The organism is Marinigracilibium pacificum (genome assembly GCF_012926615.1).
Taxonomy (GTDB): Bacteria; Bacteroidota; Bacteroidia; order Cytophagales; family Cyclobacteriaceae; genus Mangrovivirga; species Mangrovivirga pacifica.
The window spans coordinates 194,582-211,533 of the sequence record NZ_JABBNU010000011.1 but is presented as its reverse complement, the minus strand read 5'-3'; the positions used below and the strand labels follow the sequence as shown (position 1 = coordinate 211,533).

General features: G+C 34.9%; 10 protein-coding genes. 6 read left to right on the top strand and 4 right to left on the bottom strand.

Going from position 1 to position 16,952, the window contains the following annotated elements; translation table 11 throughout:
• Nucleotides 1–41: 41 nt before the first annotated feature.
• Nucleotides 42–794 carry a polyprenol monophosphomannose synthase gene (locus tag HH304_RS17605; protein ID WP_169684588.1) on the top strand — a complete coding sequence of 251 codons (753 nt, stop codon included), beginning with the start codon at nt 42–44 and terminating at the stop codon, nt 792–794.
• Here HH304_RS17605 and HH304_RS17600 read toward each other — a convergent pair.
• Nucleotides 778–2,001: an ABC transporter permease gene (locus HH304_RS17600; RefSeq protein WP_169684587.1), complete on the bottom strand. Its 1,224-nt coding sequence runs from the start codon at nt 1,999–2,001 to the stop codon at nt 778–780. The two genes, HH304_RS17605 and HH304_RS17600, sit on opposite strands and share 17 nt — an antisense overlap.
• Before the next feature lie 40 nt (nt 2,002–2,041).
• Here HH304_RS17600 and HH304_RS17595 point away from each other — a divergent pair, with 40 nt between their 5' ends.
• Complete coding sequence (locus tag HH304_RS17595) at nt 2,042–3,226, top strand: exo-beta-N-acetylmuramidase NamZ family protein (protein ID WP_271711679.1); 1,185 nt, start codon at nt 2,042–2,044, stop codon at nt 3,224–3,226.
• 5 nt (nt 3,227–3,231) lie between these two features.
• Here HH304_RS17595 and HH304_RS17590 read toward each other — a convergent pair whose 3' ends face one another.
• Entirely contained in the window at nt 3,232–3,897 is a 666-nt protein-coding gene (locus tag HH304_RS17590; RefSeq protein ID WP_169684586.1) for a pseudouridine synthase, read from the bottom strand.
• A gap of 65 nt (nt 3,898–3,962) precedes the next feature.
• The gene (locus tag HH304_RS17585) at nt 3,963–9,008 is read right to left on the bottom strand and encodes a choice-of-anchor tandem repeat GloVer-containing protein (protein ID WP_169684585.1); all 5,046 of its coding nucleotides are present in this window, start codon (nt 9,006–9,008) and stop codon (nt 3,963–3,965) included.
• Between the two features lie 134 nt (nt 9,009–9,142).
• Here HH304_RS17585 and fmt point away from each other — a divergent pair, with 134 nt between their 5' ends.
• The 3 genes from fmt to HH304_RS17570 all read left to right on the top strand — a co-directional run bounded on the left by fmt (nt 9,143) and on the right by HH304_RS17570 (nt 14,824).
• Nucleotides 9,143–10,063: a methionyl-tRNA formyltransferase gene (gene fmt, locus HH304_RS17580; protein ID WP_169684584.1), complete on the top strand. Its 921-nt coding sequence runs from the start codon at nt 9,143–9,145 to the stop codon at nt 10,061–10,063.
• A gap of 2 nt (nt 10,064–10,065) precedes the next feature.
• Nucleotides 10,066–10,569, top strand: a complete 504-nt coding sequence (locus HH304_RS17575) for a dihydrofolate reductase (protein WP_169684583.1) — start codon at nt 10,066–10,068, stop codon at nt 10,567–10,569.
• A gap of 76 nt (nt 10,570–10,645) precedes the next feature.
• On the top strand, nt 10,646–14,824 hold the full coding sequence (locus HH304_RS17570; RefSeq protein ID WP_169684582.1) for a S8 family serine peptidase: 4,179 nt from the start codon (nt 10,646–10,648) through the stop codon (nt 14,822–14,824).
• Between the two features lie 31 nt (nt 14,825–14,855).
• Here HH304_RS17570 and HH304_RS17565 read toward each other — a convergent pair whose 3' ends face one another.
• Nucleotides 14,856–15,581, bottom strand: a complete 726-nt coding sequence (locus HH304_RS17565; RefSeq protein ID WP_169684581.1) for a DUF4197 domain-containing protein — start codon at nt 15,579–15,581, stop codon at nt 14,856–14,858.
• Nucleotides 15,582–15,657: 76 nt separating this feature from the next.
• Here HH304_RS17565 and HH304_RS17560 point away from each other — a divergent pair, with 76 nt between their 5' ends.
• The gene (locus HH304_RS17560; RefSeq protein WP_169684580.1) at nt 15,658–16,902 is read left to right on the top strand and encodes a competence/damage-inducible protein A; all 1,245 of its coding nucleotides are present in this window, start codon (nt 15,658–15,660) and stop codon (nt 16,900–16,902) included.
• The last annotated feature ends 50 nt before the right edge of the window (nt 16,903–16,952 follow it).

Here is a 16,952-nt window from a genome sequence, read left to right as displayed (position 1 = left end):
TCTCAATAAAGATTATATATTTGTCTCTTCGAATTAATATTATGAGTAAAGCCCTTGTAATAATACCAACCTACAACGAGAAGGAAAACATTGAAGAAATGGTGTGGGAAGTTTTTTCTCTTCCGGTACCATTTGATTTACTTATTGTTGATGATGGTTCTCCTGATGGCACAGCACAAATCATTAAAAACCTTCAGGAAGAATTTGATAACAGACTTCACCTTATTGAACGAAAAGGTAAGCTAGGTCTTGGCACTGCATATATTACTGGATTTAAGTTCGCTCTTGAAAATGATTATGAATACATTTTCGAAATGGATGCTGACTTTTCTCATAACCCGAAAGACCTCGTAAAACTGTATCATGCCTGTAAAGACGATGGGGCTGACCTCGCAGTAGGCTCAAGATATATTACAGGGGTAAATGTGGTTAACTGGCCAATGGGCAGGGTACTGATGTCATACTTTGCTTCAAAATACGTTCAATTCATTACTGGCATGCCGATTTTTGATGCTACAGCCGGATTTAAATGTTATAATCGTAAAGTTCTTGAATGGATTAATATAGATAACATAAAATTCATTGGATATGCCTTCCAAATTGAAATGAAATTCAAAACCTGGAAGTATGGCTTTAAGATTAAGGAAATTCCTATAATTTTCACTGATCGTGCGAAAGGTCAATCTAAAATGTCGGTTAACATTTTTAAAGAAGCAATTTTTGGAGTTATTAGTATGAAAGTAAATAGCTTATTTAAAAAATACCCTCCAAAACATGTCAGTCAAAGCGAATAGCATTTACTGGCTTAACTCTACTAATTATATATGCCGGTAATAAAATAATAATTCCAATGAGAACAAAGGTAAGCAGGTTTACTAGAATAAATGCTTTCCAGTTCCAATCAATAGGAACATAACTCATATAATAATTTACAGGATCAAGAGGAATAAGCTTAAATTCATACTGTAAATAGCAAAGGCCTAATGCAATAAGATTACCTATTACCAGCCCTTTTACTACTATTTTCAACAATCGTATTGTAAATATCCGGATTATCAGGCGCTGCCTTGCTCCCAGAGCTTTCAACATGCCGATCATCTGAGTTCTTTCCATCATAAGTAAAAGTGAAGGAGCAATCATATTTACTCCTGCAACAAATAATGTTATCACCAATAATATCCAGACATTCATATCGATTAGACCCATCCAATCAAAAATTTGTCTGTATTTATCACTTGTTTTATCAGCATATTGACCTGCAGGTGTATTATCATTAATAGTAGCCTGAATCTGGTCTATATTTTCAAGATCATTTAAAAATATTTCGTATCCACCAATCTGACCTGCAGTCCAGTTATTTAAATTTTGCACCAAAGCCAGATCTCCTAATACAACCTTATCATCAAAGTCTTCCAGTCCGGTCTCATAAACACCTTTGATAATTAGCTTTCGAAATCGTACCGGATCCTGAATAAAAAATACCATGACAGTATCATTCAGCGACAGCTTCATGAGATCCAGTAATCTTTTGGATATTACAACTTCCTTACTATCCTCCTCCCCTGAATAATCTGGTGCTTCACCAGCAATCATATTAACTTTAAAGCGATTCCAGTCATAATTATCATCCACACCTTTAAGAACAATCCCCTGCACTTCTTCTTCAGTCTTCAGAATACCGCCTTTTAAAGCGAACTTTTGCAAATGATCAATCCCATCGTAAGACTTATAATTTTTAATAAATTCATTTTCACCGGGAATTGGAGGTAATTCCACAGAATTATTCAAACTAAATCGTGATACAACAACATGGCCACTAAGACTATAGGCTTTGTTTTTAATAGTTTTTTGAAAGCCTCCTAAAATTGCAAATGAAATGATTAAAATGGCTATACCAATAGCTACACTTATTGAAGCCACCTTAGTTGCAGTGGATGAAAAAGTGCCATTTTCAGTTTGGCTTGTCTTTTGTGCTATAAAATAGGCAACATTAAAGGGCATATTTGCAATTAATTGCTTTGCTTTGAATAATTTGAAAATAATGAATTCAAAACTAATGTTTTTATTAAGGAATATTATTTTTAGCGCAATACTTTTTTGCGTTTTTTCCTGTACAGTTAATTCACAGGAAAAATTTCAAACAGGAGCTGAAAGAACTACCGAATACTTTCCTCTTCTTAAAAACAAGTCTGTGGGACTGGTTGTCAATGCATCATCCTTGATTGGCAGCACCCATTTGATTGATACATTACTAGCTTCAGGAATAAAAGTTAAAAAGATTTTTGCTCCCGAACATGGCCTCAGAGGCACAGCTGATGCTGGGGAAATTGTAAAAGATGGTAAGGACCTGAAATCCGGGCTTCCTGTATTTTCTCTTTACGGAAAGAACAAAAAACCTTCTCAAGACCTACTCAAAGACCTTGATGTAATTATTTTTGATATCCAGGATGTTGGTGTACGATTTTATACTTATATCAGCACCATGCACTACATTATGGAAGCCTGTGCGGAAGCTAATATTCCTTTGATGATTCTCGACAGACCAAACCCTAATGGTCATTATGTTGATGGACCTGTGCTTGACCCCAAATTCAAATCATTTGTTGGAATGCATCCCATACCAGTTGTTCATGGATTAACTGTAGCTGAATTAGCAAGAATGATTAATGGAGAAGGCTGGCTAAATAATAGTGATCAATGTGCTCTTCAGATCATCCAGATGAGTGGATATAATCATAAAATGAAATACAGTTTACCTGTAAAACCAAGCCCTAACTTACCAAATAGTATTTCAATTGCATGGTACCCTACTTTGTGCCTGTTTGAGCCAACTATGATAAGTATTGGAAGAGGAACTTATGAGCCTTTTCAGATCTATGGTGCTCCCGTTAAGGACTTTGGTCCTTTTACTTTTACTCCTGTTTCTATTGATGGAATGTCTAAATATCCAAAACATGAAAATGCCGAATGCTATGGATATGACCTTAGAAGTGAAGCATTGCCTACAGAAATAAATATTTCATTGATAATTAATGCCTATAATAAGTATCCTGATAAAAATTCATTCTTTACTAGTGAGGATTTTTTCATTAAGCTTTCTGGTACTGACTTACTTCTAAATCAAATTAAGACTGGCCAATCAGCAGAACAAATAAAGGAATCATGGAAAAATGATCTGGACTCTTATAAAATCATGAGATCAAGATACCTTCTATACAAAGATTAAAGCCACTATGATTTAATCTTTACATGCGTATTTTTAAAAATCCACTCTTTAGATACTTCTCTAAGGTCACCCGGGGTTAGTCCTTCTAACGAGACTTCTTCAATCCTGTATCTTAGTAATCTAAGTGTAGGAAATCCAATTGCGGCAGTCATCCTTCTAACCTGCCTGTTTTTACCTTCCTGGATTCTTAATTTAATCCATGGTGTAGAATGATGTTGTCTGACAGGAGGATGTCGTTCAGGAATCAATGCAACTTCCGTTTCTGTAAGGAAAGAGGCCTCTCCGGGTAAAGTATTATACTTCTCTCCTTTGATGCTTATTTCTACCCCTAACGAAAGTTTATAAAGATCTTCTTCAGTTATATCTCCTTCAACCTGAACCCAATACTCTTTCCAATGTTCCTTTTTAGGATCTTGAAGCTCAGCTTTAAAAGTCCCGTCATTTGTTAGTATCAATAGACCCTCGCTATCACCATCAAGACGTCCGATTGAATAGATATCATCAGAAGGAAGTGGACCTAAATCTGCAAGCGTTTGACGGTTACCTTCTTTTGAAAATTGGCTTAGCATACCAAATGGTTTCCAGGCTAGAAAATAATATAATTTTTCTGGCTTGGGCTTTAAACTTTTATACCTTTTAGGTCTATAACCTTTTTGTCGTCCACCTTTCATGGTACAAATCTAAAAAAAATAGGCCGACAATTTGCCGGCCTATTGATTTTATAATCTTTGCTTTCTTACTGCTTGACAACTTTAAAATCTAACGTTTTATCGTCACTAATAATTCTAACCAGATAAGTTCCTTTTTGAAGTCCTGAAAGATCCATCATCACTTTATCATTGAAAACTGAATATGATCCAATAGAATATTCTCTACCATCGATTCCAAAAACTTGTATAGCATCTAAGGAAACATCCGTTAATCCGATATTTAATTGTCCCGTAGTTGGATTTGGCCATACCACATTATTTACAAAAAGATCATCTTCAACACTAAGGACATCATTAATTACTAGCTGAGCAGTAGCAAACCCTTGATAATTAGGCTCTGTAATAGTTACAGAAACAGTATATGTTCCAGGGTAAACTGCTTCAGCCACCACATCTCCTTTAAAGCTATATTTCAAATCATATGACAGCCCTGAAGGATTTGTAAATACTCTCACTGTTTTAGCTGTTCCATCATAATCTTGAACAAGGTCTGCGAATTGAATTGAAGCAGTCTGGCCAGCGATAGTTAAGGTTCCATTTATAAATTTAAACGTATAGTTGTTATCGCTTCCACCAGTAAAAGTTATTGGATAGGTTCCTGAATTTGATGACTGAGTTGCTGAAGTCGAAATCTGAGGCAACTGGTCTATTACCGATTTATCTTGTCCCAACACAAATCCACTAACTGTATACGTTAAAGTTGGATTTACCTGATTGTATCCCCTCGACTTATTATCAGCTTTGAAAGTTAACTCAGCCTTTTCAACTGTAACCTGACCATTTGTGTAAACCAGGTTATACCTTCTATCATTACCAGGAACTATAGTCACATCATAAACACCTGCATCTGAATTGGTACTTATTGAGGTGCTAAGTGATGGTTTTAAGTCTAGAATTGAAGGACTGTCATTATTTTTAAACCCATCATAAACCAATGCAAGTGAAGGTACTGTTGCGCCATAAACTTTCGTAATTGTAGGTGCGGAAACATTAAGAGTTGCCTTAACAATAGTTAATTCCCCAGACTGATATTGATTAAAATAATAGTTATTATCACTACCACCATAAACCAATAATCTGTAGGTTCCCGGGATATAACCATTCGAACCTGCTTGTTCAACAGTAACCTGAGGAGCATTATCAATAACAGTTCTATCATCAGAATTTTTAAATCCCTGGTAATCAATCACCCATGCAGGGTTAGCATCTCCATATTCTTTAGAAGCATTCTGTACAGAAACTGACAATGGAGCTTTAGTAATTGTTAGTTTCCCTTCAACATATTCGAATTCATAATTATTATCAGAAGCATTAGCGCCACTAATCACATATTCACCAACATCAGAAGTGATATCAGCATTAGATGTAATTTCAGCCAATTGATCTATAACTGAAGAGTTTTGATTTAATACAAAACCAGAATAAACTGCCGAAAAAGCTGGATCCGGCTCACCATATTCTCTTGATGCATCAAGAACTGAAGCAGTAAGTAATGCCTTATTAATTGTAAGCTCAGCACTACCACTTAGCGTAAAAGTGTAGTTATTATCATTCCCTCCAGTTAAAGTTATAGGATATACACCGGCATCAGATGTTTGTAGGGCAGTTGTCGAAGCAACAGGCTTTTCGTCAATATCAGCACCAGAGTCATTTCCTACAAAACCATTGTATGATAACAAAAACGATGGGTTTGGCTGGCCATATGTCTTCACTGCATTATTAACAGAAATAATTAAATCCCTTTTGGTTATGGAAAGAGTTCCATTCTGGTAAATCAAATTATAATTTTGAGATGAAAAACCACTAATTATAATTTCGTAGGTACCTACATCACTATATTGACCTGCTGTAGTTAGTAATGATACCGATCCATTTAGTTCAGATTCATTATCTGACACTTTAAAACCTTCAAATGAATAAGTAAAAGCAGGATTTACTTCACCATAAACTTTTTGTTTATCCGTTGCAGTAACAATTAAATCAGCTTTGGTTATGGTTAAAATTCCATCCGTAGTTTTGATATTATAGTTATTATCACTACCCCCGGATAACAAAATAGGGTATGTTCCTACATTTGAAAATTTTGTTGCTCCATAGTTTAAGTTTGGATAGGCATCAATATCCGTATAATCATCTCCGTTCACAAAACCAGTAATCACATAAGATTCAGACCTTGAAATAGCTGGATTTTCATCTCCGTATGCTCGAGTAACATTTTTTGCTGTGATTGATACGTCCGCCTTCATAATATTTATCTCAGCCGTAACCTCATTTCCTCCAATACCTGAATCATTATCGGCTAAGGAAGCCATGATACTTACTGAACCAGTACCTGCTGCAGACGGATCAAATTTAAACCCTTTATTTGCTTCTGTGGAAGAAATAAAAGTACCTTCAGTAACTTGGGTTGTACCATCGTTAAGGTATAAGACACCTCCATTTATAGATGTCACTTTAAAATATTTGATTTCATCACCATCAACTGAAGAACGATCAGCTATTAATCCGTCAGTTGTAACCTGTCCATAGGTAGTTTCACTGTTAGACAAAAATGGTGTGTCAGCTACAGGAGAAATGTTTACTGTGAACTCAAATGTATTTTTTTGCCCTTTGGTATCTTCAACCTGAATATTAACAATCCCAACACCATATGCATTTGCTCGAGTATTAATTGTCATTTGACCATTTAGTATGGCAAGGTTATCAAATAAATTAGCGTCAAAACCTCCAACTCTGGTATAAATAAGGTTAGCATCAGCATCTTCATCAACAAAGTAATCATATAATGAAATCACAAGATCCTGATCCTCTTCTACAGTCACAGACAGTTCCTGTTCAGAAATAGGCGCCCCATCAAAATCATCTTCCAGTAGCTTTATATTACCAGGTACTCCTCCTGACGCATCAGAAAATTCACTTTCAACATTATAGCTAGTACCATCTGTGTTTAATTTGAAAATAACTCCATATTCATTACTTCCTCCTGCTGAGGTAGTACCATAAAGAAACCCTTGCTGAGTTAATGTTAACCTTCCTTTAGGGTTCTTACCATCAGTTCCATTAAACTTTTTAATCGTTGAAAATGTCCCACTTGAAATTTCATATTTAAATATTGAACCTTGTTCAATATTACCACCACTCTCACATGTACCATACAATACATCGGTGTCAATCATCAAACCTGTAGGGCTACTTCCATCTGAAGATGAAAAACTATAAACTCTCTGAGGATTTGCAGCACTACTTGCTGCCGGTGACGCAAACTTAATTATTGCACCATTGCCATTTTGTCCACCATTTTTAGTAGCAACATACAAAGATCCATCAGACGATTGAACAACTCCACCAACCGGATTAGAACCAAGGGAAGAATCAAAACTAAACATCAATTGAAACCCCGATGTTGCAGGATAAAATGACCATGCTGTACCAACACTGTTTGCTCCACCTAGCCGATTCACACCAATGATAAAACCATCTTTGTCTTCAAAAAGATCACCAGTCATTTCACCACCTTCTGACGAAGAGAATACTTTTTCGACTGTTAATCCCGAGCCATCATTTGAAAATGAGAGTAATCTGGATAAACCATCATTACTTTCAGAGGTAACTACATACATCTTACCATTTGAATGCTCAAGTATTCCAGTTAATGCATTTCCTCCGGTAGTAGTATTTAATTCAATAATTTCCTGATAATTACTTCCATCAGTATCCATACTAAAAATAACTCCCAGATCATATTCACCTCCTCGGGTTGTTACTCCATAGTATTTTCCGTTAGCAGCTTTTATTATCCCTGATTGCAAATCAAAACCTCCAGTTGAAGGTAAATAATATTCAGTACTAATTAATCCAGACAAATTCACTTGAAGTACACCACCATATGGGTTCTGGATTAGTGATGAAGAATTTTGTGATAGAGATATAACCAGTGTATTTAAACTGGTCTTATAGATATTACCATTAGGAGAAGCGTAACCTGAAGAAGGATCAAACTCTAATAATTTAGTATATCCAGTTCCATCCTTCTTTACTTTATAAAGTACCCCGGCATCATTTGCACCTCCTGTCAAAGTCGTACCAAGTATCTCTGTTGAGTTTAACTCAATAATTGCAGAAGAAGGATCTGCTCCATTAGTTTCGCTAAATATTTTAAATACTTCAAAGTTCGCACCATTAGGTTGCACCTTGAAGAAGCTACCTGCATCATTTGATCCTCCGTTGTCAGTGGTTCCAAAAAGGTATCCGTCACTGGTATATGTCAAAGAAGTTGAAGGATTTTTAGCATCTGAAGGCAGGTCAGCAATAACCGACATCATGCTGCCGTCTTTTTCTATTTTAAATATAGTTCCGGATCCATTGGCCCCACCATTGTAAGTAGTTCCATATAATACCCCCGAAACTTCGATAAGGCCCGCGGAAGGAACTGCACCAGTTAAGCTTTGATTAAAATTATGTATTACCAAATAGGATGTCCCATCAGTATTTATTTTAAAAATCACACCATCACCATTCGTACCTCCTGACTTTGATACTCCATACAATACCCCTCCAGATAGTAGCAGTTCACCAGTAGGATTACTACCATTAGAATTTGAAAAGTTATGTAAAACAGAGAAATCTGTACCATCGGTATCCAAAGAAAACAAAGTTCCTGAATTATTATCGCCTCCATTGGTTGTTAATCCATATAGTCTGTCACCGGCGTCATTGAGGACTAATTTTCCCGAAGGTCCATTCCCTACATTAAAATGATGAAGAATTTCGTATTGAGTCCAGTCTGTAGAAACTTTAAAGACTATACCTTTGTCATTATTACCACCTTCGGTTGTTACCCCGTAGTAATAACCATCCTTTCCAAAAGCAAGACCATGCTTTAGCCCTCTTGGAGTAGATTGAAAATTTTTGATTGACACCAATTTACTATCCGCACTAGAGTATCTGATTACAGTACCTCCCCCTTTACTACCAGAGGTAGAGGTGGTTCCAACCAACTTAATATTCTGTGCCGACGTTATAAAAATTGTCAGTATTGCAAGTAAAAAACTAATCGATAATTTCCTCATCATGAAAAAATAGGTTAAAAAGATTCCATTGGTTATACGTTTATTCTTTTTATTTAAAAAAGGTAAACAGAATAATGTAAAAATTTCAGGTATAAACTTAGCTTCACTAATATTGCATATAATAACTGAACGAAAATATGAGAGACCTTAGAATTGTGTTTATGGGTACACCTGAATTTGCGGTGGCCTCTCTTGAAGAATTAGTTAAAAATAACTTTAACATAGTTGCTGTAATCACTGCTCCGGACAAACCTCAAGGACGTGGAAGAAAGCCTGCTCCTTCACCAGTAAAGGAATGTGCTCAAAAACATGGTCTGGATATACTTCAGCCTACAAACTTGAAAGATCCTGAATTTCTGGAAACACTAAAATCTTATAATGCGAATCTTCAAATTGTCGTTGCTTTCAGGATGCTTCCCGAATCAGTATGGTCGATGCCAGAGTATGGAACATTCAATCTTCATGCTTCTTTATTACCACAATATAGAGGAGCCGCACCTATAAACTGGGCAATAATTAATGGAGAAAAAGAAACTGGCGTAACAACCTTCTTATTAAAGCATGAAATAGATACCGGAAACATTTTATTTCAAGAGAAGGAATCTATATCTGATGAAGACACCGTTGGAGACCTTTATGCCCGACTTATGAACAAAGGGGCTAAACTGGTAGTTAAAACTACGGAAGAAATTCAAAATGAAAACGAGAAACCAGTTCCTCAAGATACGTCAGGTACAGAAATAAAGCATGCTCCTAAAATCTTTAAAGAAACTTGTGAGGTTAATTGGGGAAATAAAGCTGAAGATATATATAATTTTATTAGAGGATTATCTCCTTATCCGGCAGCATGGACAACTATAAATGATAAGAATTTCAAATTATTTAAAACGTCCAAAACCGGAAAAAAAGCTTCTGGTGTTCCAGGTGATATAGAAACTGACAATAAAAGCTTTCTATATATTAACTGTGGTGATGAACTTTTACAAATAGACGAATTACAAGCTGCAGGAAAGAAAAGAATGACTACTGAAGAATTATTAAGAGGATTTAATTTCTGATTATGAGAATAAGTATGATTGCTGCAATGTCTGATAACAGAGTTATTGGAAAAGATAATGATCTGATCTGGCATATGCCTTCTGATATGAATTACTTTAAGGTCGTTACTCGAAAAAGAGCAGTTATAATGGGGCGAAAGAATTATGAGTCTTTACCCGAAAATTTCAGGCCACTTCCCGGAAGGACAAATATAGTAATGACAAGAAATGAAAATTATGAAGCTCCGGGATGTATTGTTGTAAATTCTGCTGAAGCTGCATTAGAGGCGGCTGCAAACACTAATGAGTCAGAAGTTTTTGTTATTGGAGGAGAGCATATTTATGAGCTCTTTTTACCTAATGCAGATAAAATTTACCTAACAGAAATAAAAGAAACTTTCGAAGGAGATGCCTTTTTCCCGGAGATAAGTAATTTAAATTTTAAAGAGGTTTCCAGGATAAAAATGGCCAGAGATAGCAAAAATCCGTATGATTATCACTTCACGGTTTTAGAGAAGGAAAATTAATTTTTGAAAACTTTCATAATATTCTTATTATCAGCTTTTTGCCAAATTTGCTATTTTTGAGGTTAACTATAATAATTTGCAGAAGGTATTAGTCATATTGTTTATATTCTTGCCTGGTTTTGTTTTTGGGCAAAGCTTAAGTCCGGAAATTGCTCAGGATTTAATAGTTGTTAAAATAAAAGAAACTAATTCTACTTCAAATAAATCTAGAACAACAGCATTTTCACCTGAAGAATTTCTTCAAATTGATGGTATCAAAGGCTTTGAAAAGCCCTTCAACCGAAACAAGAATGGTAATGCCAGAATTGTAGAAAACCCTTTTCTATCCAGGTTTATCTATCTTCGTACAGACGGCAATCATGATATTAGAAAGCTCATTAATAAACTAAATTCAATGGAAAACATTGAATATGCCGAGCCATTCTATTTGATGAAGCCACTATATACTCCGGATGATCCTGATGCTGCTCCTGGAACTGGTAAATTAACATATCTGAAAACGATCAATGCCTATCAAGCATGGAGCCATGAACAAGGAAATAATAATGTGTATGTAGGAGTATTAGATACTGGATACGATCCTGAACATTCCGATCTTCAAAAGAACATTTACATTAACTATAACGACCCTGTAAATGGAATAGATGATGATGGAGATGGTCTGGTTGATAATTATAAAGGATATGATTTTGCAAATGATGATAATGATCCCACTGCAGACAAAAGTGGTCATGGTACTTCGGTAACTGCCGTTGGGTTTTCAGATACTGATAATGGTGTTGGTTTTGCTGGCGTTGGTTTTAATACAAAATTTGTTCCCTATAAAATATTCACTTCCGAGGGTAACTTTTTTTACCGAGGGTACGAAGCAATGGTTTTTGCCGCTGAAAATGGGTGTAAGGTGTTAAATCTGAGCTGGGGCGCTCCAAATGCCAGAAGTAAATATGTTGAGGAGCTCATTGACTACATTGTTTTAGAATTAGATGTTGTGGTAGTTGCTGCAGCAGGAAATACCCACGGTGAATTTGATTTTTATCCTGCTTCATATAACAATGTTTTATCAGTAGGATCAACAAATTACAATGACGAAAAAGCAGATTTCGCATCATATAGTCCATTCATAGATATAATGGCACCTGGCAAATCAATATATATCACTTCTAATAATGAAAGGAAGTTTTACTCTCAAGGATCAAGCCTTTCAACTCCAATGGTTTCTGCTACTGCTGCTCTTATCAGAGCAAGATACCCTGACCTGAGCGCACTTCAAGTAATGGAAAGAATCCGGGTAACTGCTGATAATATCGAAAACATCGGGAAAAATAATGACTATAATGGTAAATTAGGTTCAGGTAGACTAAATATCGGAAGAGCTCTTTTAGATTATACTACTCCCTCTTTGAGAATGATTGATTTTAACTATTATTCAAAGCTGGGGAAATTTGCTTTTTTCGGGGATTCTCTTTCAATAGAAATTTCTGTTTCAAATTTATTAAGTGCTTCATCTAATGCAAAAGCTATTCTTCGTAGCGAAAGTCCATTTGTTACTATTGTAGATTCAGTTTTTGAAATTGGAAATCTTAATATAAACCAATGGAAATCTAACAATGCTTCACCATTTAAAATTTACATTGATGAAAACACACCAGCTAATCAACAACTGAGGTTTAGTATCCATTTTACTGATTTAGACTATTCTGCTGATCAAACTTTTGACATCTTCACAGAAAATTCATACCTGGAAATAAGTGGTAAAAACCTTCAAATGACAGTTGGGTCTAGTGGGAATCTTGCATTTGATGCAGATTCACTACAACGAGGTATCGGACTGAAGTATAATGAACAATTGTTGGCCAGGAGCCTGGGAGTATTTTATTTTTCTCAATCAGATACTGCCGATAATAGTTTTATAAATCATTTAACTCCTGAACACAATAAAGACTTTATATCATTAAAGCCCATAAAGTTTACAAAGAGAAATGGAGTTCAATATCCAGAGTTAATAGGAAGATTTGAAAAACCAGGTAGTAAAATTTTGGTTGAAGAACATTTGATTGCAGATAATTCGGATGGAGATTTTATAATAATTGAATACAATATATACAATCGCTCTAATTCAGCTATTGAACAATTATATTTTAGTCTCCTGGCAGATTATGCCATAGGAAATGATTCATTAAATAGATTCTTCACAGATGACTCATCCTTTTTAGGATATTCTACTTCTCAGGATTCAGAAATGATAAGTGGAATTGGAATAATAAATACAAATGAAAAATTTATAAGTGTCGGACTGGACCTTAATAATTTCAATTCAAATCAAACAGATATTCCAAATCCCATATCGATATCGCAAAAAGCTGATCTTTTAATAAACTCAGACAAAAAAGTTGCCGGACAGGAAGGCAATGGCAACGACGTTGGTGGTTTCACTGGATTATTAATAGATAAAATTGATCCTGATTCCTTAAAAAAGGTTGTTTTTGTAATTACAGCGGGCAATACAATTAATGATCTAAAAAATAATATTGATAAAGCTAAATCAGCATATCAAAAAATAATTGATAATCCGGTAATTGAACAGAATTACACCATCTGTAAAGGTGAGGATATTAATATCTCTCCGGGAAACGGTACATTCCAATTTTATAGTGATCCAAGAGGTAACAGTATAATTTACTCTGGTGAGACCTTATCATTGATTAATGTGAATCAGGATACAGTAATATATTATCGAGGATATTCAGAAGCAGACTTAGGAATTTTAAAAGGCATCAGTATAAATATTGATGAGACCAATGCTGAATTCAACATATCCGAAAGCCCATTATTTTTAAGCGAAAGCTCAGATAGTGCAGCAGTATTTACACCTGTTAACTTAAACTCTATTTCATATTCATGGGACTTTGGAAATGGGATTATGTCTTCAAATAATATTCCAAGGATAAAGTTTACTGAGGAAGGAACCTTTAACATTGAACTTTCAATAGTTAGTAAATTTGGCTGTTTTAGTTCAATTTCTAAAAATCTGAATGTTATCAACAGGCCTCGGAAACCAATTATACAACAAGACTTTTTCGAAGTATGTAAAGGAGATAGCCTTCATATCACCTTTGAATCAAATGAAACTTTATACTTCTTTTCAGATGGTTATATGAATAACCTTCTTGATTCCGGCTACAATTTTACCTTAAATAAAATCAGTTCAGATACTTCAATATTTGTTTCTGGAAAAGAAAATGAAATTTTTACTGAGCCTACCGAAATCATAATTTCGATTATAAAACCTGACGCAACATTTTCTATTTTTCATGATCTTGATTCTGAAAGATCTTTGATTTTCAAACCAAATTTTGACGAGCATAAAAATTATACGTGGTACTTTCAGGGAGATTTACTTTCAAATGAATCAATTACCTATTATGAGCTTACAAATAATGAGACTAATACAGTCACTCTATCAGTTACCGATTCATTGGGTTGCTCTAATAGTGAAACACAAATCATCACCCCTAAACCTTTTCCAGTAACTATTCCGAATACCATTTACTCATGTACTAACTCTCAAATAACAATTGATTCCCCTGAAGATTATATATATCTTTTCTATTCTGATAAAGAGCTTTCCAACCTTATATACAAAGGAGATCAGTTCACAATAAATAATCCGGAGTTATTAGATTCATTGTATATCGTAAACTATACTGGTTACTATTTTGGCAATTCCAAAGCAGTTAAAATAGATATAATTCCAAATGAAGAACCAGTTATTTTATCAAGCACAGATTCTCTTAATCTGGAAATCGAAAATAATATCCAACTGTGGGCGGAAAATCAATTTTATGAAACATATAATTGGACATTACCTGGAGGGGCCTCTTATGAAGGTGATTCTGTAGACTTTTACATTAACAATACGGGAAATTATACATTTTCACTAATAGCTACGGATCAATTTGGTTGTACTCACCAAAATTTCAAAACCATTGTAGCTATGAACGAACCAATTATAACCGGAATAGAAGGTAATGATTTAGCTCAAATTTCTGTTTACCCTAGTCCAGCTCAGGATAATTTACTGATTCGTAACTACCATAAAATAAGTAAATGGTCTATTTACAATGCTAACGGAAGATTATTTTCTTCAGGAAATGAAGGACAGGCAGACCTTAGGTTGCTTACACCGGGGGTTTATTACTTTGTTTATTTTGATAATTCAGGCAATAAAAAAGCATTGCCATTCATCAAAGAATAGCAATGCCCGAAAATATTTTTTTAAAAGTATTTTATTGCTGAGAGAAAACTCTTTTCATCAAATCAGTAGTTCTTGCTACCGGATTTTCTCTTATGTTAGCTTCTTCCTTTTTGATTAACTCAAACAGTCCATCAACAGCTTTTTCAGTAACATACTTATCCAAATTCACCTCAATAGGTTCTACTAAAGGAATCTTGTTATAAGTAGAAGCTACATCACCATAATATTTAGTTGCATTTACAGCTTTTAATGAATTATGAATTGGTGGCTGAAATTTATTAACCAGTTGGCTATAAGTAGTTTTTCTCAAATATTGAGTCGCAGCATCATCGTTACCTTTCAATATATTCCAGGCATCCTGGATAGTCATAGATTTAATAGCGCTTATAAAAATGGGCTTTGCCTCAATTGCAGCTTTTTCAGCAGCTCTGTTCATTGATAAGATAAAATCATCAACAGGTTTATTTAAGCCAACGCTTCTAAGTCTGGTTTCTGCTTTGCTAATTTCCTCCGGGAATGGAATTTTTAAAAGAGGGTTTCCAAAATAACCATCCACCTTTGAGGCATTTTCTGTTCCTTTAATAGTTCCCTGCTCAAGAGCTTGCTTAAGTGCATTTGCTACATCAGCAGATGATAAAGCTGTGCCGGTAGTTCCTCCAATAGCCCCATTTACTATATCCATGGATTGTTGAATCTGAGATGTCGTACAGGCAGCAAATAAAAAAACAAGTAGAATAAAAATCTGGTTCTTTTTCATATAAAAAAAATTAAACTCAATTCGTTAGAAGTAATTAAATTCGAAAATACTTATAAAACATATCAACAACCATACCATGCAAGAAATTAGCGCATTTATCATCACAATAGGTGATGAAATATTATATGGTCAGATCGTAGATACAAACGCTCAGTGGATGAGCGCCTTTTTAGATGAAGCCGGTATCAATACTATCAAAAGACTAACAATTGGTGATAATAAAGAAGATATTTTAAGTGCTTTTGCTGAAGCTGAAAAAAGCGCCGACATAGTATTAATCACTGGTGGTTTAGGCCCTACTCCTGATGATCTTACAAAACCGTGTATCACAGAATACTTCAATGATAAATTAGAAATGAGAAAGGAAGCTTTAGAGGACCTTTCTGACTTATTTAAAAAAATTGACAGAGAATTAACTCCTATTAACAAGAAACAGGCTGAGTTACCCACCAAAGCACTGTATCTGAAAAATGATATGGGCACTGCTCCGGGAATGTGGATGGAAAGAAATAATACTGTTTTTGTATCAATGCCAGGTGTACCTTATGAGATGAAATTTCTAATGAAAGAAAGAGTTTTACCTCAAATACTAACAAAATTCAAACCTTCGGCAATTGTACATAAACGTATTAATACAATTGGAATTGGAGAATCGTGGTTAAGCGAGCTAATTGGTGAAAAAGAAAAGCAACTTCCCAAACACATAGCACTTGCTTATTTACCTTCTCCTGGAATCGTTAAGCTTAGATTTACAGCGAAAGGAAGTAATAAAGAACAATTAACTGTTGATTTAGAAAAGACAATTGAAGAATTCAAACCACTAATTAATGATTATATTTTTGGTTACGATGATGAAACTCTAGAAGAAGCTATAGGTAGAATGCTTAAAGCCAAAGGTAAGACAATAGTCACGGCAGAAAGTTGTACCGGTGGTAATGTAGCGAGAACAATTACCAAAGTACCTGGTAGTTCAGAGTATTTTTTAGGGTCTGTTGTCAGTTATAGTAATGATGTAAAAAAGAAAGTCTTAGGTGTTAAAGAAGAAACCCTAGATTCGGTAGGTGCGGTTAGTGAAGAAACTGTTAAACAGATGGCCATTGGAGCCAAGAAATTACTAAATGCTGATATTGCAATATCTACCAGTGGTATTGCAGGTCCTGGCGGTGGGACCCCAGAAAAGCCAGTCGGCACTGTATGGATAGGTTATGCTGATGAAAACCAGGTCGTTGCAAAGAAAATTAACCTCGGCAAAAACAGGTTGCTTAATATCGAATATAGTACAATTGCAGCCCTAAACTTACTAAAAAGACATTTAGTTTAAGAATTATATTCTACAGTTAGGTTTATAAACGAAATAATATACTAAAATAG

Bases quoted from the DNA above. Each gene is read 5' to 3' on its own strand.
- HH304_RS17585 (WP_169684585.1), bottom strand. From the start codon at position 9,008: ATGATGAGGAAATTATCGATTAGTTTTTTACTTGCAATACTGACAATT.
- HH304_RS17565 (WP_169684581.1), bottom strand. From the start codon at position 15,581: ATGAAAAAGAACCAGATTTTTATTCTACTTGTTTTTTTATTTGCTGCC.
- HH304_RS17600 (WP_169684587.1), bottom strand. From the start codon at position 2,001: ATGCCCTTTAATGTTGCCTATTTTATAGCACAAAAGACAAGCCAAACT.
- HH304_RS17590 (WP_169684586.1), bottom strand. From the start codon at position 3,897: ATGAAAGGTGGACGACAAAAAGGTTATAGACCTAAAAGGTATAAAAGT.
- HH304_RS17605 (WP_169684588.1), top strand. From the start codon at position 42: ATGAGTAAAGCCCTTGTAATAATACCAACCTACAACGAGAAGGAAAAC.
- HH304_RS17560 (WP_169684580.1), top strand. From the start codon at position 15,658: ATGCAAGAAATTAGCGCATTTATCATCACAATAGGTGATGAAATATTA.
- HH304_RS17575 (WP_169684583.1), top strand. From the start codon at position 10,066: ATGAGAATAAGTATGATTGCTGCAATGTCTGATAACAGAGTTATTGGA.
- HH304_RS17595 (WP_271711679.1), top strand. From the start codon at position 2,042: ATGAATTCAAAACTAATGTTTTTATTAAGGAATATTATTTTTAGCGCA.
- fmt (WP_169684584.1), top strand. From the start codon at position 9,143: ATGAGAGACCTTAGAATTGTGTTTATGGGTACACCTGAATTTGCGGTG.